Consider the following 25900-nt stretch of genomic DNA (forward strand, 5'->3'; position numbering starts at 1 on the left):
TCACTCCGCGGGCTCGGACAGATCCAGCACATGCTCGATCTCCGACCAGCCATCGGGCAGCTGCCCGTCCTCATCGAGAACGATCGCGAGCAGGTCCTCCAGGGCCTCCGGGTCCAGGTCCGCCAGACGTGCGGGCCCGGCCCACAGGTGGGTGACCCATTCGTCGGCGAGCGCCTCGGTGCTCACCTCCGGGATCAGCACCACCGCCGCCCCGGCCGCACCGGCTGCCACGATCTCCACCACGGCGCCGAGGCTGTCGGCCGGTCCGTGCCGGAAGGTACGGGATTCGTAGGTCAGCTCGGTGTCGCTGTGCACGCGGCTCACGACGGCCGCCAGCTCGTCGTAGGAGATTTGCGCACCGCCGGCCGCCACATAGGCCGTATCGCCGCCGCGCAACGGACGGCCCCGGTCGGCATAGGTGACCGGGCGCGGCGACTGCGCGGTGATCTCGCCGGCGAGCGACGGATCGTCGAGCACCAGCCAGTCCACCGCCGGCGTGCCCGGCGCCGCACCCGCGGCGATACCGGCGCCGACCGTGATCCCCGCGGCCGTGGCGGCGTCGGTTTCTGTGGCGGACACCACCGCCGCACCGGCCTTCAGCACCGCCCAGGTGGCGACCGCCGCATCGATCCCGCGGTCGAGCCGGACCACCACACCGGTCCCCGGCCCCTGACCGCGCGCGATCAGCACCCGCGCCAGCCGCGACGACCGCGCGTCCAATTCCTGATAGGTGATCTCCTCCTCGCCCCACACCAGAGCGGGGGCCTCCGGGTCGTCCTCGACCGAGGCGCGCAGCAGCTGCGGCAGCGCGGTGCCCGAGGTGGCGGAATGGGCCGCCTGCTGGGCGGGCGCCGCCATCCGCTCGCGTTCGGCGGCATCGAGGATGTCGATATCGGCGATGCGGATCTGCGGGTCGGCGGCCACCGCGGTGAGGATGCGTTCGAACCGGCGACCGAACGACTGCACGGTCGATTCGTCGAACAGGTCGGTGGCGTAGTTGAACACCGACCACAGTTGCCCGTAGCCGCCGTCGGCGTCGCGCTGCGGATCGATACCGATCATCAGATCGGTCTTCGCCGCCAGCGTGCCCCCGTCCAGGCCCTGCACGGTCAGGCCGGGAAGATCCATCACGGCCTGCTCGGTGTTCTGGAACAACACCAGGACATCGAACAGCGGATTCTGCGCGTTCGCCCGGTCGGGCAGCACCGCTTCCACCACTCGCTCGAACGGGATATCGGCATTGGCGAAGGCCGACAGATCGGTTTCCCGCGCGTGGTCGAGCAGCTCGGCGAACGTCATGGCCGGGTCGATCTGCGTCCGCAGTGTCAGGGTGTTGACGAACATGCCGACGAGGTCGTCGAGTTCCCGCTCACCACGACCCGCCACCGGGGTTCCGACGGCGATATCGTTCGTGCCGGTCAACCGGGACAGCAGGACCGCCACCGCGGCGTGCATCACCATGAACAGGGTGACACCCCGCGCCCGCGCGGATTCGTCCAGCAACCGGTGCACCTCGGCGGCGACGCCGAATTCGGTGACTCCGCCGCGCATCGACGGCACCTGCGGCCGCGGCCGGTCCAGCGGCAACTGGACATCGTCGGTGATCCCGTCGAGTTGTTTGCGCCAGTACGCGAGCTGCTCGGCGGCGACGGAATCCCCGTCGCTCTCGTCACCGATCACGGTGTGCTGCCAGAGGGCGTAATCCGCGTACTGCACCGGCAGCGGCGACCATCCCGGTGCCTCGCCGGCGGCGCGGGACAGGTAGGCGGTCACCAGATCCCGGGCCAGCGGCGCCAGGGACGAACCGTCGGCAGCGATGTGGTGCGCGACGAACGCCAGCACATGCTCCTCGGGTCCGGTGGCGAGCAGCAGCGCCCGGACCGGTACCTCCTGGGTGGCATCGAAACCGGCCGACATCAGGGCCCCGATCCGGGCCACCGGATCCTCCGCCGACTCGACACCCAGCCCACCGGGCAGCACCTGCGCGGCGGGCAAGATCTCCTGGTACGGGAGTCCGTCGGAGTCCGCCGGGTACCGGGTGCGCAGCGATTCGTGCCGCTCCAGCACATCGGTGACGGCGGCTTGCATCGCCGCGACATCGAGTGCGCCTGTGAGCCGGATGGCCAGCGGGATGTTGTAACCGGCCGAGCTCGGATCGAACTGGTTGATCAGCCACATCCGCTGCTGAGCCAGCGACAACGGCACCCGGGCCGGCCGCGGCTGCGGCACCAGCGCCGCCCGGCCGCCCGAGCCCGCATGCTGTTCCGCCCGCACCGCCAAACCGGCGACCGTGGAGGCTTCGAACAGGGTCCGCACGGGCACCGTCGCATCCAGTGCCGCACCCAACCGGGCCGCGACCTGCGTCGCCACCAGCGAGTTACCGCCCAAGGCGAAGAAGTCGTCATCCGCACCGACCCGGTCGACACCGAGGACCTCGGCGAAGATACCCGCCACGATCTCCTCGATCGGGGTCGACGGCGCCCGGAACGCGGTCGCCTCGAACACCGGCTCCGGCAGAGCCTTCCGGTCGAGCTTCCCGTTCACATTCAACGGCAGTGCGTCGAGTTCGACGAACGCCGCGGGAACCATGTACGACGGCAACCGCTGCCCCAGCTCGGCTTGGATACCGGCCGTATCCACCGGGGCCGAGCCGGCGGCGACCACATAGGCCACCAGACGGTCACCGGTCCGCGGATCCGACTTCGCCACCACCGCGGCCTGACCGACCTCGGGCGACGCCAGCAAAGCCGCTTCGATCTCACCCAGCTCGATCCGGAAACCACGAATCTTCACCTGGAAATCGGTACGACCCCGATACTCCAGCTCACCAGCACCGTTCCAAGCGACCAGGTCACCCGTACGATACATCCGCTCACCGGCAACGAACGGATCCGCCACAAACCGATCCGCACTCAGATCGGCCCGGCCGAAATACCCGTGCGCCAACTGCACACCAGCCAGATACAACTCACCCGACACACCATCGGGCACCGGCTGCAGACGCGAATCCAGCACATACACCCGCGAATTCCACTGCGGCACACCGATAGGAACGGATACCACATCCGCGGCCGTGACCCGATGGGTGGTGATCGACACGGCGGCCTCGGTCGGACCGTACAGGTTCGACAACTCGATCGCCGGATGATCCGACAGCATCCGCTGCGCCGTCGCCGCGGGCAACGCCTCACCGATAGCCAGCACCCGCCGCAACGAATCCGACGGACCCGCACCCGAGGTGAGCAGCGCATCCAGCATCGACGGCACCACCGTCAACGTGGTGACCGCCGCACGGCCCATCAACGCGTTGAGGTAGGCCGGATCCCGATGGCCCTCCGCCGACGCGATGACCATCCGGCCACCACAGACGGCGGCGGTCCAGAACTCCCACACCGACAGATCGAACGTCGCCGCCGTCTTCAGCAGAATCGCATCCGAAGCGTCCAACGCGAATTCGGTAGTGATGTAACGCAACTGGTTCACGATTGCCGAGTGCGGGACTGCCACACCCTTCGGCCGGCCCGTCGAACCGGACGTGAAGATCACATACGCGGTATTCGACGCCCGCAACGGCGCGACGCGCTCGGCATCGGCCACCAGCGTGGTACCGAATCCGGTGAGATCCAGCTCGTCGAGCACCACGATCGGCGCAGCCGTCCGTGCCTCGCCGGTGCCGGCCGAACCGAACCCGGTCTCGATATTCGTCAGCACGCACACCGGCGCCGCGGTCTCCAGGATGTACTCGCTACGCTCCGCGGCCTGATCCGGATCGATCGGCACATACACACCACCGGCCACAGACACCGCATACATCGCGACAACCAGATCCACCGACCGCCGCAACGCCAACCCGACCCGAACCTCCGGACCGACACCCTCCGCGATCAGGAACCGGGCCAAACCATTGACCCGCGCACCCAACTCCGCATAAGACACCTGGGATCCATCAGCAGCGACCAACGCCACATCATCCAGGCCGGCGGCCACAGTGGCATCCAGCAGCGACACCAGCGTTGCGGCCGAATCCAACTCGTGGACAGTCGAATTCCGATCCGCCAGCACCGTACGTTCGGCGGCAGCGAGGATATCGAGATCCCCGACCGCCACCGACGGATCGGCGACGATCTCGGCCAGCAAGCGGCTCAACCGGACCACGAACTCCTGCGCGGTCGCGTGATCGAACAGATCCGTGGCGTAGGTCAGCTCACCGCTCACCCCGTTCGGCACGCCGGCGCTGTCGTAGCTGTCGCCGACGATCAGGTGCAGGTCGAACTGCGAGACCGCGGTATCGACGGCCACACCCGATACCGTCAACCCGGGCAGTTCCAGACTCGACTGCGCCAGGTTCTGGAACGAGAACCCGACCTGGAACAGCGGGTGCCGGGCCTGCGAACGGACCGGGTTCAGCACCTCCACCAGGCGCTCGAACGGCACATCCGCATGCGCGAACGCCGCGATATCCACTTCCCGCTGCCGCGCCAGCAGATCCGCGAACGACTCCCCGCGTTCGACCTCGGTCCGGAACACCAGGGTATTCACGAACATACCGATCAGATCGTCGAGCGCCTGCTCACCACGACCCGCCATCGGCGTACCGATGGTGATGTCATCGGTGCCGGACAGCCGGGCCAGCAGCACCGCCAGCGCCGAGTGGACCACCATGAAGAGGGTCGCGCCCTGCTGCTGCGCCACCCGCTGCAACCCGGCGTGCGTCGCCGCATCGATCACGACCGGGACCCGCCCACCGGCATAGGACTGTACGGCGGGACGCGGCCGATCCGACGGCAGGTCCAGCTGGTCCGGCACCCCGGCCAACGCCGACCGCCAGTATTCGACCTGCTTCGCCGCGAGCGATTCCGGGTCGGCTTCGTCGCCCAGCAGCTCCCGCTGCCAGATGCTGTAATCCGCGTACTGCACCGGCAGCGGCGCCCAGCTCGGCGCCGCACCGGTGGTCCGTGCCACGTACGCGGTCATCAGATCCCGGGTCAGCGGCGCCAGCGAGGAACCGTCACCGGCGATATGGTGCACCACCATCGCGAGGACGAACTCGGCGTCCGCGTCGTCCACGCGCAGCAGCACCATCCGCAGCGGCACTTCGGCTGTCACATCGAAACCGGCCGAGGCCAGCTCCGTCACCGCCGGCAGCAGTTCATCGGACGCCACGGTCCGCACATGCAACTCCGGCACACCCTGCCCGACCGGCAGTACCACCTGCACCGGTTCCGACTCGGTCTCCGGATACACCGTCCGCAACACCTCGTGCCGCGCCACCACGTCGGCCACCGCCGCCCGCAACGCATCCACATCCAGCGCACCGGACAAACGGATCGCCAACGGAATGTTGTACGCCGCCGACTCACCGTCGAACCGGTTCAGGAACCACATCCGCTGCTGCGCCAGCGACAACGGCGCAGCCACGGCGGTCTCACCGGACACCAGCACCCGCTCCGGACGCGGCTGCGGCACCAGCGCGGCACGCCCGCCCGCACCGGCCTGCTGCTCCACCCGGACAGCCAGACCGGCGACCGTGGGGGCCTCGAACAGCACCCGCACCGGCACCGTGGTGTCCAGCGCCTTACCCAGCCGGGCCGCGACCTGCGTCGCGATCAGCGAGTTACCACCCAGGGCGAAGAAATCATCGTCGGCGCCGACCCGGTCCACTCCGAGTACCTCGGCGAACACACCGGCGACGATCTCCTCGATCGGTGTGGCCGGCGCCCGGAACACCGAAGCCTCGAGTTCCGGTTCCGGCAGTGCCTTCCGATCGAGTTTGCCGTTGATGTTCAACGGCAGCGCATCCAGCACGACGAACGCCGAGGGCACCATGTAGGACGGCAGCTGCGCCGCCAACTCGGCCTGCACCCGGGCGACGTCCACGTCCGCACCCGACGGCACCAGGTATCCGACGAGCCGGTCTCCGGTGCGCGGATGGGATACCGCCAGCACCGCCGTCTGCGCGATCTCCGGCAGTGCCAGCAGCGCGGCCTCGATCTCACCGAGTTCGATACGGAACCCGCGGATCTTGACCTGGAAGTCGGTGCGGCCCCGATACACGAGTTCGCCCTGATCGTTCCAGAGCACCAGGTCACCGGTGCGGTACATGCGCTCGCCCGGAACGAACGGGTCGGCGATGAACCGGTCGGCGGTCAGATCGGTGCGGCCGAAATAACCGCGGGCCAGCTGAGCACCGGCCAGGTACAGCTCACCCGCGACACCGTCGGGAACCGGGCGCAGCCGCGAATCCAGCACGTACACCCGGCTGTTCCACTGCGGAGCACCGATCGGCACCGACACCTGGTCCGCCGGGGTGACCCGATGGGTGGTGACGGAGACCGCGGCCTCGGTGGGTCCGTACAGGTTGTACAGCTCGACGCGCGGGTGCTCGGCGAGCAGCCGCTGTGCGGTCGCACCCGGAAGCGCCTCGCCGATGGCCATGACCCGCCACAGCGAATCCGGCAGGTCGGCGGCCAGCAGCGCGTCCAGCATGGACGGCACCACATGCAGCGTGGTGACCCACTCCCGGCGCATCAGCTCGTTCAGATACGCGGGATCGCGGTGGCCGTCCGGTGCGGCGATGACCAGGCGGCCACCGCAGACCGCGGCCGACCAGAACTCCCAGACCGACAGGTCGAAGGTGGCGGCCGTCTTGAGCAGGACGGCGTCGGCGCCGTCGAGACCGAATTCGACTCGTACGTACTGCAACTGGTTGGCAATCGCGGCATGCGACACCGCCACGCCCTTCGGGCGTCCGGTGGAACCGGACGTGAAGATCACGTACGCGGTGTGCGCGGGCCGCAGCGGGGCGCGCCGGTCGGCGTCGGTGATCGGGCTCGCGTCGAGTTCGGACAGGTCCAGTTCGTCCAGCGAGACCACGGGCGCGAGAGCGGTGTCGAAATCCGCCTCGCTGTTCGTGAGCACGCATACCGGTGCCGCGGTATCGAGGATGTAGCCGGTACGTTCGGCCGGCTGATCCGGGTCTACGGGAACGTACGTGCCACCGGATTTCGCGACCGCGTACATGGCCACGATCAGGTCCACCGAGCGGCGGAACGCCAGCACGACCCGATCCTCCGGACCGACACCCAGCGATATCAGCTGCCGCGCCAGGCGGTTGACCCGCGAATCGAGCTCTTCGTAGGTGAGCTGCGTGCCGTCGTCGGTGACCAGCGCGGTCGCCCGCCGATTCGCCGCCACCGTGGCATCCAGCAGCGAGACCAGCGTGGCCGCGGTATCCACCGGCTGCGCGGTGGCGTTCCGGTCGGTGATCAGCGCGTCGTGTTCCGCGGCGGCCAGCAGTTCCAGATCGCCCACCGGGGTTTCCGGATCGGCGACGATCGCCGTCAGCAAGCGCAGGAAACGATCCACGAAGCCCTGTGCGGTGCTGTGGTCGAAGAGGTCGTCGGCATAGGTCAGGTAACCGCCGATACCGTTCGGGGCGCCGGCCTCGTCGTAGGCGTCGCCGACGATCAGGTGCAGATCGAACTGGGAGACCTCGGTGTCGATATCGACACCCGAGACCCGCAGCCCCGGCAGCTCCAAGGCGGCCTGCCCGAGGTTCTGGAACGACAGACCCACCTGGAACAGCGGATGCCGGGCGGTCGACCGGACCGGGTTCAGCACCTCCACCAGACGTTCGAACGGCACATCGGCGTGTGCGAAGGCCTGGATATCGATCTCCCGCTGGCGGGCCAGCAGGCCGGTGAACGGTTCGCCGCGCTCCAGCCGGGTGCGGAACACCACGGTGTTGACGAACATGCCGATCAGATCGTCGAGCGCGGCTTCGCCACGACCCGCGACCGGGGTACCGATGGCGATATCGTCCACGCCGGCCAGCCGCGACAGCAGCGCGGCGAACGCGGAGTGCACAACCATGAACAGGGTCGCGTTGTGGTCGCGGCCCAGCCCGACCAGCGCCCGGTGGGTCTCGGCATCGATATGCACCTCGACCCGGCCGCCGCGATAGCCCTGCACCGCCGGACGTGGCCGGTCGGCGGGCAGATCCAGCTGATCGGGCAGCTCGGCCAGGGTCTCCTGCCAGTACCTGACCTGCCGGTGCGCCAGCGACTCCGGATCGGCCTCGTCGCCCAGCAGCTCGCGCTGCCAGATGCTGTAGTCGGCGTACTGCACCGGCAGCGGCGCCCACACCGGGGTCTCTCCCGCGGCGCGGGCGGCGTAGGCCGTCATCAGGTCACGGGTCAGCGGGCCCACCGAGGAGCCGTCACCCGAGATGTGGTGCACCACCATGGCCAGCACGTACTCGTCCGTGGTCTCGGCGACCCGGAACAGTGCCACGCGCAACGGCACATCGGTGGTGACATCGAAAACGGTCGACACCAGTTCCAGCACGGCCGATTGCAGATCCTCGGTGGCAACGGTGCGCACTTCCAGCTCCGGTACCGCGCGGGATACCGGGAGTACCACCTGCACCGGACCGGACTCGGTCTCGGGGTACACGGTGCGCAGCACCTCGTGCCGGCTCACCAGATCCCCGACGGCCGCACCCAGCGCGGCCACATCCAGCGCACCGGTCAGCCGGACGGCCATCGGCACGCTGTAGGCCGAGGACCGATTGTCGAACCGGTTGAGGAACCACATCCGCTGCTGTGCCAGCGACAGCGGCGCGGCGGCGACGGTCTCACCCGACAGCAACGTCTGTTCCGGACGCGGCTGCGGTACCAGTCGCGTGCGGGCACCGGAGCCGAACTGCGATTCCGCCTGCGCGGCCAGCGCGGCCACCGTGGGCGATTCGAACAGCATCCGCACCGGAACCTGGGTGTCCAGTGCCGCGCCCAGTCGAACGGCGACCTGGGTCGCGATCAGTGAGTTACCGCCGAGCGCGAAGAAGTCGTCGTCGGAACCCACCCGCTCGATCCCGAGCACCTCGGCGAACACGCCGGCCACGATCTCCTCGACCGGAGTCGACGGCGCCCGGAACTCCCGCACCTGGAACACCGGCTCCGGCAGGGCTTTACGGTCCAGCTTCCCGGACGTGTTCAGCGGGAAGGCAGCGAGTTCGACCACCGCGGCCGGGACCATGTAGGTCGGCAGTACCGCACGCACGGCCTCCAGCAGCTCGGTGGTCACCACCTCCGCACCCGGAGCCGGCACCACATACGCCACCAACTGCTCACCCAGCTGAGAAGCGGACACGATGACCGCGGCCTGACTGACCAGCGGTTGCGCCAGGAACGCCGACTCGATCTCACCGAGCTCGATCCGCTGACCACGGAACTTCACCTGGAAATCGGTGCGGCCCAAGTACTCCAGCACCGGCCGGCCGTCCACCTGCGCCCACCGCACCAAGTCGCCCGTGCGGTACATCCGCGTGCCCGCATCGAACGGACTCGCCACGAACCGATCCGCCGACAGATCCGGACGCGTCACATACCCGCGCGCCAGCTGATCACCGGCCAGATACAACTCACCCGTCACACCCTCGGGCACCGGGTTCAGCCGCGAATCCAGCACATACACGCGCGAATTCCATTGCGGCACACCGATCGGCACACTCCCGGCCTCCGCACCGGTGGCCTGCCAGTAGGTGATCGACACCGCCGCCTCGGTCGGACCGTACAAGTTGTGTATCGCCGCATCCGAGACCGCGTGCATCGCGGTGACGGTTTCCGGCGGCAGCGCCTCACCGATGACGAACACATGCTCGAGGCTCGGGATCGACCCGGCCTCGGTGTGCGCGGCGAACACCGTCAACATCGACGGCACGAAGTCGGTGACCGTGACCTGCTGTTCGGCGATCACCCCGGCCAGGTACGACGGGTCCCGGTGGCCGTCCGGCGTGGCCACGACGAGCCGCGCACCCGCGGCCAGGGGCATGAAATAACCCCACAGCGACACGTCGAAGGTGGTCGCGGTCTTCTGCAGGTACACATCGTCCGCACCCATCGGGTACTGCGCCAGCATCCACGCCACCTGGTTCGCGATCGCCGAATGCGGCACCGCCACACCCTTCGGACGTCCGGTCGAGCCCGAGGTGAAGATCACGTAGGCCGTATTCGACGGCCGAACCGGCGCGAGACGATCCGCGTCGACGATCGGCGCGGCATCGAAACCACTCGTGTCCAGGACGTCCAGTGCCAGCACCGGCACACCCGCGATGACTCCCACCACGGCGCCGGCAACAGCGGCGTCCCCGCGGGCCTCGTCACCCACCGGTTCGGCGCCCACAGCCGTCGCATCCGCGGTGGTCGACAGCAGGCACACCGGTGCCGCGGTATCCAGGATGTAGCCGATCCGCTCCGCCGGATGCGCCGGATCCAACGGCACGTACGCACCGCCCGCGGCCACTACCGCGTACATGCCGACGACCAGGTCCACCGACCGCGACACCAGCAGCCCGACCAGCGACTCCGGCCCGACGCCCTGCGCGATCAGCAACCGCGCCAGCCGGTTCACCCGAGCGGAGAACTCCCCGTAGGACAGACTCGTCCCCTCGAACGACACCGCCACCCGATCCGGGTACGCCGCCGCCATCTCGACGAACCCGTCCAGCAGCAACCGCTCCGGCAGGACGTGCTCGGTGGCATTCCACTCGGCCAGCACCCGGGACCGCTCGGCCGGCGCCAGGATCTGTGCATCTCCGACCGGCACCGACGGATCGGCGACGATCTCGCCGAGCAACCGGACGAACCGGTCGGCGAACCCGGCCACCGTGGCCCGGTCGAACAGATCCGTCGCGTAGATGAACTTCGCGGTCACCCCGGAAGCCGTAGACGCCGCACCCGGCTCGGCCGCGCCGAACTGTTCGGCGAGCTCCAGATACAGATCCATCTTCGCCGTCTCGATGGGCGATTCGATACCGGTGATCGCCAGCCCGGGCAGCTCACCGCGCACCTGCGGATTGTTGTTCTGCAGCGACAGCATCACCTGGAACAGCGGATGACGGCCCTGCGAACGGACCGGGTCCAGCACCTCGACCAGTCGCTCGAAGGGCAGATCCGCGTGACCGAACGCGGCCACATCGCTACCGCGCACGGTATCGAGCAGTTCGACGAAACCGGTGCCGGGCTCGACCGGCGTGCGCAGGGCGAGGGTGTTGACGAACATGCCGATGACATCGTCGAGCGCGCGTTCACCACGCCCGGCGACCGGTGTGCCGACCACGATGTCGGATTCGCCCGACAACCGCGAGAGCAGCACCGCGAACGCGGCATGGACGACCATGAAGAAGGTCACGCCGCGCGCGCGGGCCAGCTCGACCAGCCGGGCGTGCACCGCATCGTCGATCTCGAAGGTCAAGGAGTCGCCCCGGCCGGAGGCCACGGCGGGCCGCGGCCGATCGGCCGGGAGGTCCAGCTGCTCGGGAATGCCCGCCAGTTCCGCGGACCAGTAGGCGATCTGCGCGGCGATCACCGACTGCGGATCGTCTTCCGAACCCAGCACCTGCCGCTGCCACAGGGCGTAATCGGCGTACTGCACCTCGAGCGGGGTCCAGCCCGGCTCGCCGCCCTCCATCCGGGCGCTGTAGGCGGTGATCACATCGCGGGCCAGCGGTCCCATGGAGAAACCGTCGGCGGAGATGTGGTGCACCACGACCACCAGCACATGCTCGGTCGGGTCCACCTCGAACAGCCGGACCCGGAACGGCACAGCCGTGGTGACATCGAAACCGGCGGAGACGAATTCGGCCACTCGGGCGAACAGGTCCGCTTCCGTGACGTCCACCGGGGTCAGGTCCGGGATCACCGTCGCGGTCGGCACCACCTGCTGATAGGGGGTCCCGTCGACCTCCGGGTAGTACGTGCGCAGCGACTCGTGCCGCGCCAGCACATCGGCGATGGCGATCTGCAGGGCCTGCCGGTCCAGCAGACCCGACAACCGCACCGCGATGGGCAGGTTGTCCGCGGCCGATTCCGGATCGAACCGGTTCAGGAACCACATCCGCTGCTGCGCCAGCGACAGCGGCACCCGCTCGACGACCTCACCCGAGGGCAGGGTCTGGGCCGGCCGCGGCTGCGGCACCAGCGGCACCCGGCCGCCACCACCCGTATGGGTTTCGGCCCGCGCCGCCAGCGCGGCCACCGTGGAGGCCTCGAACAGCTCCCGGACGGCGACGTCGGTGTCCAGCGCCGCGGACAGCCGCGCCGCCACCCGGGTGGCGCTCAGCGAGTTACCGCCGAGGGCGAAGAAGTCGTCGTCCACGCCGACCCGCTCCACCCCGAGGACCTCGGCGTAGATACCGGCCACGATCTCCTCGATCGGGGTGGCCGGCGCCCGGAACTCCCGCGCTTCGATGACCGGCGCGGGCAGCGCCTTCCGATCGAGCTTCCCGGAAGCATTGAGGGGCAGCTCGTCGAGCACCACGAACGCGGCGGGCACCATGTACGAGGGCAACCGGCCGGACAGGTCCTCGCGCACATCCTCGAGATCCAGGAGGGCGCCCGCGGTGGGCACCAGATAGCCCACGAGCTGATCACCGGTGCGCGGATCACCACGCAGCACGACCACGGCCTGACCGACCTCGTCGATATCGGTCAGCGCGGTCTCGATCTCGCCGAGTTCGATCCGCAGCCCGCGCAGCTTCACCTGGAAGTCGGTGCGGCCGAGGTATTCGAGTTCGGCGGTGGCGTTCCAGCGCACGACATCGCCGGTGCGGTACATCCGCTCGCCGGTGCCGAACGGGCTGGCCACGAACCGATCCGCACTCAGGTCCGGCCGCGCCACATAGCCACGCGCCAACTGCGTACCGGCCAGGTAGAGCTCACCGGCGATCCCCACCGGCACCGGCCGCAACCGGTCGTCGAGCACGTACACCTCGGTGTTGAACACCGGGGCGCCGATCGGCACCGTCGCCGTATCCGCGTCCGTCACTTCGTGGTACGTGACGTCGACGGCGGCCTCGGTCGGGCCGTACAGGTTGTGCACCGCGGTACCGGTCAGCTCCCGCAACCGCTGCGCGGGTTTCCCGGGCAGTGCCTCACCGGAGGTGAAGACCGACCGCAGCGAGGCACACGGCCGCACGCCCGCCTCGCCGGGCAGGGCCGCCACGAAGACGGTGAGCATGGACGGCACGAAGTGCGCCACCGTCACACCCTCGGCATCGATCACCTCGGCCAGATACGCCGGATCCCGATGACCATCAGGCTTGGCCACCACCAACCGCGCACCCACCTGCAAGGGCCAGAAGAACTCCCACACCGACACATCGAACGTCGACGGCGTCTTCTGCAACACCACATCCGCGGACTCGAGACCGTACTCGGCCTGCATCCACACCAAACGGTTGACGATCGCCGCATGCGACACCGCCACACCCTTCGGACGACCCGTCGAACCCGACGTGAAAATCACATACGCGGTGTTCTCCGGCCGCAACGGCGCCACCCGATCCGCATCCGTGATCGCGGTATCGGGGTAACCGGAGAGTTCCAATTTGTCGATACGCACCTGAGCGGTATCGGTCGGCAGATCGTCCCCGGAGGTCAGCACGCAGACCGGGTCCGCGGTGGCCAGGATGTATTCCGTCCGCTCGGCCGGATGATCCGGATCCAGCGGGACATAGGCGCCACCGGCGACGGTGACCGCGTACATACCGACCACCAGATCGATGGACCGCCGTATCCCCAGCGCCACCAGGGATTCCGGGCCGACGCCCCGGTCGATCAGCCACCGGGCCAGCAGGTTCACCCGGGTCGCGAACTCGGCGTAGGACAGCGTCTCCGCGTCGAAGGTCAGCGCTGGCGCGTCCGGGGTCCGGGCGAGCTGTGCGTCGAACATCGAGGTCAGTGTCGCCGTGGCGTCCACCGGATGGACCGTGTCGTTCCACCGGCGCAGGACGAGTTCCCGCTCGGCGTCGTCGAGCAACTCGATCTCGCCGAGCGGCCGATCCGGTGCGGTGGTGAGGGCGGTGAGTACCCGCACCAGCTGGTCGGCGATGCGCCGGACACCGGCCTCGTCGAACATCTCGCGCAGATAGCCGGCGCGGATCCGCAGGGTGCTGCCCAGCGCGGCGATCAGGCTCAGCGGGTAGTGGGTGGCGTCGACCGAGGTCAGCCCGGTCACCGCCATCCCGTCGATATCGGTGGCCTGGGCCTGGATGCCCTCGACGTCCACCGGATACGACTCGAACACCAGCAGGGTGTCGAACAGCGACGCCAGCCCGGCCGCGGCCTGGATATCGGCCAGACCCACGTAGTGGTGGTCCAGCAGATCGGCCTGCTCGCCCTGGGTGCGGACCAGCAGGTTCCGCGCGGGTTCGGACTGATCGAACCGCACCCGCACCGGAATCGTGTTGATGAACAACCCGACCATGGTCTCCACACCGGTCAGCTGCGGCGGACGACCGGAGACGGTCGCACCGAAGATCACATCGTCGCGGCTGGTGATCCGGCCGAGCAGGATCGCCCACGCCACCTGCAGCACGGTGTTCGCGGTGATACCGAGTTCGGCGGCCAGCGCGACGATCCGCGCGGTAGCCGCGGTGTCCAGTTCGAAGGCGTACTCGCCGGACAGCGACTCGATCTCGTGGGCCGCGGCACCGTTGGCGTCCGGCCGGGTGAGCAGGGTCGGTTCGGTGACCCCGTCCAGCGCGGAATCCCACGCGGCCAGCGACGCGTCGTGGTCCTGCCGGCCCACCCAGTCCAGGAAGTGCCGGTAGGAACGGGCCGCGGGCAAGGCCGCGCGGTCGGCGCGCACGGCGTACAGCGCGAGCAGATCCCGCATGAGCAGCGGCATCGACCAGCCGTCGAGCACAATGTGATGGTTCGACACCACGAACTGCCAAGTGTCCGGTGCGGTCTTGATCAGCGTGAACCTGATCAGCCGCGGTTCGGTGAGGTCGAAGCGCCGGAGCCGGTCGGCCTCGATCAGATCATCGGCACTGCCGGTGGCGCTGCGGTCGTACTCGGTCCAGTCGACCGGCACGTCGTCGAGGACGACCTGGACCGAGCCGCCCGCGCGGTCGGTGACGAACACCGTCCGCAGGTTCTCGTAGCGGTCCACCAGGGCCTGCGCGGCCGCCCGCAGCCGGTCGGCGTCCGCCCGGCCGGTGAGGGTGAGGACCGCCTGCGCGGTGTACACGTCCACCGAGGTGGCGGCGAGTTGCGCGTGGAACAGCATGCCGGCCTGCAGAGACGACAGCGGCCACATATCGGCGACCGGCATCGGGAACCGCTGCTCGACGCTCTCGATATCCCGCTGGGTCAGCGCGACCAGCGGGAAATCGGACGGCGTGCGACCGCCCGCGTCCGCGGAAGCGGCATGGCGGGCAACAGCTTCCAGAGCTTCGACCCACAGGTCACCGAATTCGCGGGCCTCGTCCGCCGACAACAGGGTGCTCGGGTAGCCGATCCGCGCGGTCAGCGTATCGCCGGCCACGATGGCGTTGATATCGAACAGTGCCATGGCGGGCATATCCGGGTCGTAGCCGACATCCACGCCGACATCGGCCGACGGGAGCCAGCCGAAACCGTGCATCTCGTCGGGGATCTCCCCGGCGCCGACGCGGCCCAGATAGTTGAAGTTCACCTGGCCCGGGATCTGTTCCGGGAGTTCCGCGGCGGTCTCGCGGTTCATATAGCGCAACAGACCGTAGCCGACGCCCTTGTCGGGCACCGCGAGCAACTGTTCCTTCACCAGCTTGAGCGCGGCGCCGAGTTCCGGCCCGCCGGTGAAGGCGGCGTCGACATCGATACCGGCCGGATCGAACCGGACCGGGAAGAGCGCGGTGAACCAGCCGATCGTGCGGGACAGGTCGGCCCCGGGCACGATCTCTTCCTCACGACCGTGGCCCTCGAGCCGGATCAGCAGTGGATCGTCCAGGGGCGTGCCGGGCACCCGGCGCGCCCGCCAGGCGGCAGTCGCCAGCATCAGTGCTGTGAGCAGACCGTCGTTCACCCCACCGTGGAACAACGCCGGCACGGTGGTGAGCAGAGCCTGGGTGACCTCCGGCGACACCCGCACCGCGTGTACCTCGACGGATCCGGCAGTGTCCACGGACGGATCCAGCCCGCGCTCGGTGAGCAGCGGATCGGGCGTACCCGCGACGGTGCGCCAGTACTCCAGTTCCGCGAGCCGCTCCGGGCTGTAGGCATTCCGTTCGAGGGCGTGCGCCCAGGTGCGCATGGAGGTGACCGGAGCCGGCAGTTCCGGGATCTGGCCGGCACTGCGCGCGACGGCGGACAGCACGAAATCGGGTACCAGCACACGCCAGGACACACCGTCGACCGCGAGGTGGTGCACGACGACCACCAGATGGCCGGACCGGTCCGCGGTATCGGGTTCCAGCCAGACGAACCGGACGACCGCGCCCTCGGCGGGATCGAGCCGATCCAGCGCCGAATCGACTGCTGCCGTGGCGATCACGGACACCTCGTCACTGGTGACGGTGCCGTCGAACACGGTGTGGTCGATCAGCGCGTCCACATCGACACTGCCCGGTTCGGCGGTTTCCACGATCAGATCGCCGTCGGCGAAGTACAGCCGCGAGCGCAACATATCGTGCCGGTCGACGACCGGGGCCACCACGGCGGCGATTGTCGCCCGGTCGATGCCGATCGGGAGGTCCAGGGTCATGAGCTGGTGGAACCGGCCGACGGCCCCGGGCCGTTCGGCCATGAACCGCACGATCGGCGTCGGCGGCATTGTGCCGATGCCACCACCCGGCAGTTCGACGAGAGTATCCACCGGAGTGCCGGCGTCCGCGGATTCGGCAATCGAGGCCAGTCGGGCCACCGTCCGCTGTTCGAAAACGTGCCGCGGTGTGAACACCACACCTCGTGCCTTCGCCCGGGACACCAGCTGAATGGAGACGATACTGTCGCCGCCGAGGGCGAAGAACGAATCGTCTACACCCACCCGGTCCACGCCCAGTACCTCGGCGAACACCTCGGCGATGATCTGCTCGACCGGTGTGCGCGGGCCGCGGAAGGCGGTACGCGCCTGGAAGACCGGCTCGGGCAGCGCTTTCCGGTCCAGCTTGCCGGCGGGGGTCAGCGGGATCCGATCGATGACCATAACGGCCGCCGGCACCATGTAGTCGGGCAACCGCTCGGCGACGTACCCGGTCACGGCCGTGACATCCACCGCGACGCCGGGGGACGCCACGACGTACGACACCAGAGATACCGCACCCGCGGCATTCTTGTAACCCGTCGTGACGGCGAAGTCCACCGTCTCGTGCGCGGTCAGCGCCGCGTCGATCTCCCCCAGCTCGATGCGGAAACCACGCACCTTCACCTGGAAATCGTTGCGGCCCACATACTCCACCACCGGGTCACCGGCCGGATCGCGACGCCAGCGCACCACGTCACCGGTTCGATAGAGCCGCGCCCCCGATTCACCGAACGGATCGGCAACGAAACGCCCGGCCGTCAAACCGGCCCGGGCATGATAGCCACGCGCCAGCTGGACACCACCGACATACAACTCACCGGCCACACCCTCGGGCACCGGCTGGAGCCGATCGTCGAGCACCAGCGCCCGCATGCCCCGCACCGGGCCACCGATGACGACCCGGTCGCCCGCACGCAACTGCCCACTGATATTCGTGGCGACGGTGGCCTCGGTCGGACCGTAGGCATTGTGGAACCGCCGCTCGACCTCACCTGCCGACGTGGTCGACCATTTCGCGACCAGGTCGGCAGAAATCGCTTCACCACCGGCGATGATGACTTCCATACCCGCCAGATCCGCCGGATCCAGCGACGCCAGCACCGACGGCGTGATCAAACCGACCGTCACACCCTCGCGGGCGATCAGCTCACCCAGCTCCGCCCCGCCATAGGTACCCGTCGGCACCACCACCAGAGCACCCGCCGAACCCACCGCCAGCAGCAGCTCCAGAATCGAAGCGTCGAACGACGGCGACGCGAACGCCAGCGCCCGCGAAGCCGGGGTCAGCTGGTACCGCTCGACCTGCTCGGCACTGAAGTTCGCCAGACCGGCATGGCTGACGACCACACCCTTCGGCACACCGGTCGAACCCGAGGTGTAGATGACATACGCGGCACTTTCCGGAATCAACGGCCAGACCCGGTCGGCATCGGTGATCGACTCGGCCGAGTACCCATCGAGCGCGAGCTCGTCGAGCACCAGCCAGTCCACCGAATCCGGCAGATCGGCACGCACCGAGGACACCGTAATACCTGCGGGTGCACCGGAATCGGTGAGCATATGCGCGATCCGGTCTTCCGGATAGCTCGGGTCGATCGGCAGGAACGCCGCACCCGACTTCGTCACCGCCCACTCGGCCAGCACCGAATCCGCCGACCGCGGCACCGCCACGGCCACCACGTCCTCGGCACCCAGGCAACGCTCGATCAGCACGCGTGCCAGGCGGTTCGACCGCTCGTCGAACTCCCCATAGGGGTAGCGAGTACCTTCGAACACCACCGCCGGCGCGGCCGGATCCACCGTCACCGCATCGGCCAGCAACTCCGGCAACGTCCGCGCCGCAACCGCCGGACCCCCGGTGCGGGACAGCAGTTCGCGGCGTTCACCCGGCTCGACGATCTCGAGGTCACCCAGCACCACATCCGGGTCGGCGGCGACAGCGGAAAGCAATCGCTGGAACCGCGTGATCATCGTGTGGACAGTGGATTCGTCGAACAGTTCGGTGGCGTAGTTCACCACCAGTTCCATACCGCCCGAACGGTCTTCGGCCAGAGTGAACTGGAGGTCGAAGCGGGCCGCATCGTCGGCGAGTTCCAGGCCGGCGACGGTCAGTCCGGCCAGTTCCAGGACCGCCTGCTCCTGGTTCTGGAACGACAGCACCACCTGGAACAGCGGGTTGCGAGCCTGCGAGCGCTCCGGTGACAGGAGATCCACCAGCCGTTCGAACGGCACATCGGCATGGCCGAAGGCGTCCAGATCCGCCCGGCGGGTCCGGTCCACCAGATCGGCGAACGAGTCGCCCGAACCGACCGCGGTACGCAGCACCAGGGTGTTGACGAACATGCCGACCAGATCGTCGAGTGCCTGCTCACCACGACCCGCGATCGGCGTACCGATCGCGATGTCATCGCTACCGGACAGCCGCGCGAGCAACGCCGCCAGACCGGCGTGCAGCACCATGAACATCGACGCGCCGCGGGTGCGGGCCACCGCGTTCAGGTTCCGCACCAGTTCGGCGCTCAGCTCACCGCGCACCGTCGCGCCGCGCATGGACGCCACCGCGGGCCGCGGCCGGTCGGCCGGCAGCACGAGCTCATCGGGCAGATCGGCGAGAGTCTGCTGCCAGAACGCGATCTGCCGCGCCATCGCGGTCTCGGGATCGTCCTCGGCACCCAGTACCTGCCGCTGCCACAGGGTGTAGTCGGCGTACTGGACAGGCAGCGGATCCCAGCCCGGCAGTTCGCCCTGGGCCCGCGCCGCGTACGCGGTCATCACGTCACGCGCCAGTGGCGCCAGCGAGAAACCGTCACCGGAGATGTGGTGCAGCACCACGACCAGTACGAATTCCCCGGGCGCGACGGCGAAGAGACGGACCCGCACGGGCACGGCCGCGGCCACGTCGAAACCGGCCGACGCGAACTCGACGACCTGCGCCGTCACGTCGTCCGCCCGGACCTCCACCGGATCCAGATCCGGCGCCACCTGGTCGGCGGGCAGGATCAGCTGTACCGGCCGGCCACCCGATTCCGGATAGCGGGTCCGCAGTGATTCGTGCCGGGCCACCACATCGCCCATGGCCGCGCGCAATGCCGGCACGTCCAGGTCACCGGTGAGACGGATCGCCATCGGCAGGTTGTAGGCCGCCGAAGAGGTGTCGTACTGGTTCAGGAACCACATCCGCTGCTGCGCATAGGACAGCGGCACCTGGTCCGGGCGCGGTCCGGCCACGAGCGGCGGCCGGGCCTGGGCGCCGAACTGTTCCACCCGGACGGCGAGCGCGGCGACGGCCGGCGCCTCGAACAGTGCCCGCACCGGCACCTGGGTGCCGAGCGCGGCGCCGATCCGGGCCGCGACCTGCATACCGATCAGGGAGTTACCGCCCAGATCGAAGAAGTCGTCGTCCGCGCCGACCCGCTCCACACCGAGGACCTCGGCGAACGTATTCGCCACGATCTCCTCGATCGGGGTGGACGGGGCCCGGAAGGCCCGGGCCGCGAAGACCGGTTCGGGCAGTGCCCGGCGATCGAGTTTGCCGCTGGCGTTCAGCGGGAACGCGTCGAGCACGACGAACGCGGCGGGCACCATATAGGACGGCAGGCGACCGGACAGTGCGCTACGCAGCGCATCGGTGTCGACCACGGCACCGGCGGCCGGCACCACATAGCCGACGAGCTGATCCCCGGTCCGGGCATCGCCGCGCAACACCACCACAGCCTGCGCGACCTCGTCGGCCTCGGTCAGAGCGGTTTCGATCTCGCCGAGTTCGATCCGCAGACCACGCAGCTTCACCTGGAAATCGGAACGGCCCAGGTATTCGAGCTCACCGCTGGAGTTCCAGCGCACCACGTCGCCGGTGCGGTACATCCGCTCGGCGACCTCGAACGGATCGGCGATGAACCGGTCCGCCGACAGGTCCGGCCGCGCCACATAACCGCGCGCCAACTGCACGCCCGACAGATAGAGCTCACCTGCGACACCCACCGGCACCGGCCGCAACCGGCCGTCCAGCACGTACACCCGAGTGTTGAACACCGGGGCACCGATCGGCACTGTCGTCGTATCCGCATCGGAGACTTCGTGATAGGTCACGTCGACCGCGGCCTCGGTCGGGCCGTACAGGTTGTGCACCGCGGTACCGGTCAGCTCGCGCAAACGCTGCGCAGGCTTCGCGGGCAACGCCTCACCGGAAGAGAACACCAGGCGCAGCGACGCACACGTCCGCGCACCGGTCTCACCCGGCAGCGCAGCCACGAATACCGTCAGCATCGACGGTACGAAGTGGGCCACCGTGACCTGCTCGGCATCGATGACCTCGGCCAGGTAGGCCGGGTCGCGATGACCGTCCGGCTTGGCCACCACCAACCGCGCACCGATCTGCAACGGCCAGAAGAACTCCCACACCGACACATCGAACGTCGACGGCGTCTTCTGCAGCACCACATCCGAAGGCTGCAAACCGTACTCGGACTGCATCCACACCAGGCGATTCACAATCGCCGCGTGGGAGACCGCCACACCCTTCGGGCGGCCCGTCGAACCGGAGGTGAAGATGACGTAGGCCGTATTCGACGACCGCAACGGCGCGACCCGCTCGGCATCGGTGACGGCGGTATCGGCGTAGCCGGAGAGGTCGATCTCGTCGACCACCACGACCGGCCGGTCTGCCGTAGTGAACCCGTCGGCCGCACTGGTCAATACGCAGAGCGGCTGCGCGGTGGCCAGGATGAAATCCGTACGGTCGGCCGGCTGCTCCGGATCCAGCGGCACATACGCACCGCCGGCCGTGACGACCGCGTACATCGCCACAACCAGATCCAGCGAGCGCCGCATACCCAGTGCCACCGGTACATCCGGTCCGGCGCCCAGCGAGATCAGGTGCCGGGCCAGGCGGTTCACCCGCGCGGAGAACTCGGCATAGGACAGACCTGTCCCCTCGAATGCCACCGCGGGCGCTTCCGGCGTATACGCGACCTGGTCGGCGAACAGACCGGCCAGCGTCGCGGCCGGATCGACGGCGGCCTCCGCTCCGTACCCGCCGCGCAATACCGTCGACGCCTCCAGCGCGTCCAGCAGCGGAAGGTCACCCAGCGGGCGCTCCGGCGTCTTGACCACGGCTTTCAGCAACCGGACGAACCGCTGGGCGAACTGCGCGACCGTTTCGCGATCGAACAGGTCGGTCGCGTAGGTGAAGGTCGCGTCGATCCCGGCGGCGCCGGTCCGTTCGCTCAGATCCAGCTGGAGATCGAATTTCGCGGTCTCCAGCGGCATATCGACCGCGCTGACGCCGAGCCCGGGCAGTTCCGTATGCACCGGCGGGGTGTTCTGCAGCGACAGCATCACCTGGAACAGCGGATGCCGCGCCTGCGACCGCACCGGGTTGAGGATCTCCACCAGACGCTCGAACGGCAGATCGGCGTGCCCGAACGCGGCGATATCGCTACCGCGCACCTCGCCCAGCAGTTGGGTGAACCCGGCGCCGGTATCGACCGGTGTCCGCAGCACCAGAGTGTTGACGAACATACCGATCAGATCGTCGAGCGCGCGTTCACCGCGGCCCGCGATCGGAGTGCCGATCGCGATATCGGCTTCCCCGGACAATCGCGACAGCAGTACCGCGAACGCCGCGTGCACGGCCATGAACAGGGTCGCGCCCTCGGTCCGCGCCAGTTCGGCCAGCCCGGCGTGGGTTTCGGCGTCGATCGCGAAGGTATGGGCCGCGCCCCGGCCCGAGGCGATCGCGGGCCGCGGCCGGTCGGCCGGCAGGTCCAGCTGATCCGGTAGCCCGGCCAGCTCCTGAGACCAGTACGAAACCTGTTGGGCCATAACGGATTCGGGGTCATCCTCCGAACCCAGCACTTGCCGCTGCCACAGCGCGAAATCGGCGTACTGCACCTCCAGTGGCGCCCAGCCTGGGGCCTCGCCCGCGGTACGCGCCACATACGCGGTCACCACATCGCGCAGCAGCGGCGCCATCGAGAAACCGTCGCCGGAGATGTGATGGACGACGAAGCCGAGCACATGCTCGGACGCACTCACCCGGAACAGCCGAGCCCGGAACGGCACGCTCGTGGTCACATCAAATCCGGCCAGCACCAGTTCCGCGAGCCGGGCGGGCAGATCGTCCGCCGCGACCTCGATGGGCGCCAGCTCGGGCACCACCTCGGCCGCCGGCAGCACCTGCTGGTACGGGGTCCCGCCGACCTCCGGGTAGAAGGTCCGCAGCGATTCGTGCCGCACCAGGACATCGGCGACCGCGGCCTGTAGCGCGGCAGTGTCGAGCTCACCGGACAGCCGGACCGCGACCGGGATGTTGTCCACGAACGAATCCGGGTCGAACCGGCTCAGGAACCACATCCGCTGCTGGGCCAGCGACAGCGGCACCCGTTCCACGATCGCACCGGATGCCAGTTCCTGGGTCGGACGCGGCTGCGGGACCAGGGCCACCCGGCCACCGGCACCGGACTGCGACTCCGCGCGCACGGCCAGGGCGGCCACCGTGGGCGCCTCGAACAGGACGCGCACCGGGACATCGATATCCAGCGCCCGTCCGACGCGAGCGGCGACCTGGGTCGCGATCAGCGAGTTACCGCCCAGGGAGAAGAAGTCGTCGTCCGCGCCGACCTGGTCCACACCGAGCACATCGGCGTAGATACCGGCCACGATCTCCTCGATCGGGGTGGAGGGCGCCCGGAACTCCCGCGCTTCGAACTGCGGCTGCGGCAGCGCCTTGCGATCCAGCTTGCCGGACGGGTTCAGCGGGAACTCGTCCAGTTCCAGCAGGGTCGCCGGCACCATATAGGTGGGCAGCACCTGGCGCGCCGCGTCGAGCAATTCCGCGGAGTCGATCCGCGCACCCGATGCGGGCACCACATAGGCGACCAGTTGCTCACCGAGCTGCGAGGCCGCGACCGTTACGACGGCTTGGCTCACCTGTGGCTGCGCCAGCAGGGCGGCCTCGATCTCGCCCAGCTCGATACGCAGACCACGCAATTTCACCTGGAAGTCGGTGCGGCCCAGGTACTCCAGCTCACCGTCGGCGGTCCAGCGCACGAGGTCACCCGTGCGGTACATCCGTGCACTGCTCTCGAACGGATCGGCGACGAACCGGTCCGCGCTCAGATCCGGCCGCGCCACATAACCACGGGCCAGCTGGACACCCGACAGATACAGCTCACCCGCGACACCCACCGGCACCGGGCGCAGCCGGGCGTCGAGCACATAGACACGGGTGTTGAACACCGGCGCACCGATCGGCACCACCGCGGTATCGGCATCGGTCACCTCGTGGTAGGTGACGTCGACCGCGGCCTCGGTCGGGCCGTACAGGTTGTGCACCGCGGCACCGGTCAGCTCACGCAGCTGGTGCGCCGGTTTCGGCGCCAACGCCTCACCCGAGGAGAACACCGCCCGCAGCGAACCGCACCGTCCGGCCTCCGCCTCCGCGGCCAGAGCGGCCACGAACACCGTCAGCATCGACGGCACGAAGTGCGCCACCGTCACACCCTCGGCATCGATCACCTCGGCCAGATACGCCGGATCCCGATGACCATCAGGCTTGGCCACCACCAACCGCGCACCCACCTGCAAGGGCCAGAAGAACTCCCACACCGACACATCGAACGTCGACGGCGTCTTCTGCAACACCACATCCGCGGACTCGAGACCGTACTCGGCCTGCATCCACACCAAACGGTTGACGATCGCCGCATGCGACACCGCCACACCCTTCGGACGACCCGTCGAACCCGACGTGAAAATCACATACGCGGTGTTCTCCGCACGCAACGGTGCGATCCGATCCGCATCGGTCACCGGCGCGGCATCGAAACCACTCGTATCGAGGGTATCCAGCACCAGAACAGGCACACCTGTCCCCTCCGGCACCGCATCCGCGTCATCGGTACTGGTCAGCACACAGACCGGCTGCGCGGTCTCGAGCACGTACCCGGTCCGCTCGGCCGGATGATCCGGATCCACCGGCACATACGCACCACCGGCGGCGACGACCGCGTACATGCCGACCACCAGATCCACCGAACGCCGCAGCGCCAGACCGACCAGCGATTCCGGCCCCACACCTTCGGAAATCAGCAGCCGCGCAAGGCGGTTGACCCGGCCGGCGAACTCCGCGTAGGTCAGTTCGGCGCCCTCGAACGCCACCGCGACCCGATCCGGATACGCGATGACCGCCTCGGCGAAACCGGTCGTCAGCAACTGCGCGTCCACGACGTGCTCGGTCGCGTTCCAGCGATGCAGCACCAGTTCGCGTTCGGCCGCATCGAGCAGATCGATCTCACCGAGGGCGGTGGACGGATCGGCGACCAACCCGGACAGCAGCCGGACCAGCCGGTCGGCGATCCGCCGTACTCCGGCGTCGTCGAGCATATCCCGCAGGTAGGTGGCACGGATCCGCAGCGTGCTGCCCAGCGATGCGACCAGGGTGAGCGGATAGTGCGTACCTTCGACGCCCTCGAGACCGGTCACCGCCATACCGTCGATATCGGCGGCCTGCGCCTGGATACCCTCGGCATCCACCGGATACGACTCGAACACCAGCAGGGTGTCGAACAGTGCCGCCATCCCGGCCGCCGCATGGATATCGGCGAGGCCCACGTGATGGTGGTCCAGCAGGTCGGCCTGTTCGGCCTGGACCCGGGCCAGCAGCGCCCGCGCGGATTCGCCGGGCTCGAACCGCACCCGGACCGGGATGGTGTTGATGAACAACCCGACCATCGATTCCACGCCGGGCAGCTCCGGCGGCCGGCCGGAGACGGTGGCGCCGAACAGCACATCGTCGCGGCCGGTCAGCTTGCCGAGCAGCACTCCCCACGCCACCTGCAGCACCGTATTCGCGGTGACGCCGAGTTCGGCGGCCAGCGCGGTGATTCGAGCGGTGGCTTCGGCATCCACCTCGAACACGTATTCACTCGCCAGCGCGGTGATCTCGTGTGCGGAGCCGCCCACTCCGGGGCGAGCGAGCAGCGTGGGTTCGTCGACCTCGGCCAGCGCGGACCGCCAGGTCTGCAGCGAAACCTGCCGATCCTGCCGGTCCAGCCATTGCAGGAAGTTTCGATAGGAACGGACCGCCGGCAGACCGGTGGCGTCGGCATGCAAGGCGTACAGCGTCAGCAGATCCTGCATGATCAGCGGCATCGACCAGCCGTCGAGCAGAATGTGATGGTTCGATACCACGAACTGCCAGGTATCGGCACCGGTCTTGATCAGCGTGAAGCGCAGCAGCGGCGGCGTGGCGAGATCGAACCGCCGAATCAGGTCCGCCTCGATCAGATCGGCGGCGGTGCCGGTGCTGCTGCGGTCGTACTCGGTCCAGTCG

1 protein-coding gene (running past one end of the window) is annotated in these 25900 nt (G+C 68.7%); it reads right to left on the reverse strand.

Going from position 1 to position 25900, the window contains the following annotated elements:
- Nucleotides 1–25900 carry the end of a non-ribosomal peptide synthase/polyketide synthase gene (locus ACIA75_RS00310; protein ID WP_397098277.1) on the reverse strand. The gene runs 37394 nt beyond the window's last position, so the window shows 25900 of its 63294 coding nt (coding positions 37395–63294); its start codon lies beyond the right edge, outside the window; its stop codon occupies nucleotides 1–3.

Source organism: Nocardia sp. NPDC051750, assembly GCF_044453135.1.
Classification (GTDB): domain Bacteria; phylum Actinomycetota; class Actinomycetes; order Mycobacteriales; family Mycobacteriaceae; genus Nocardia.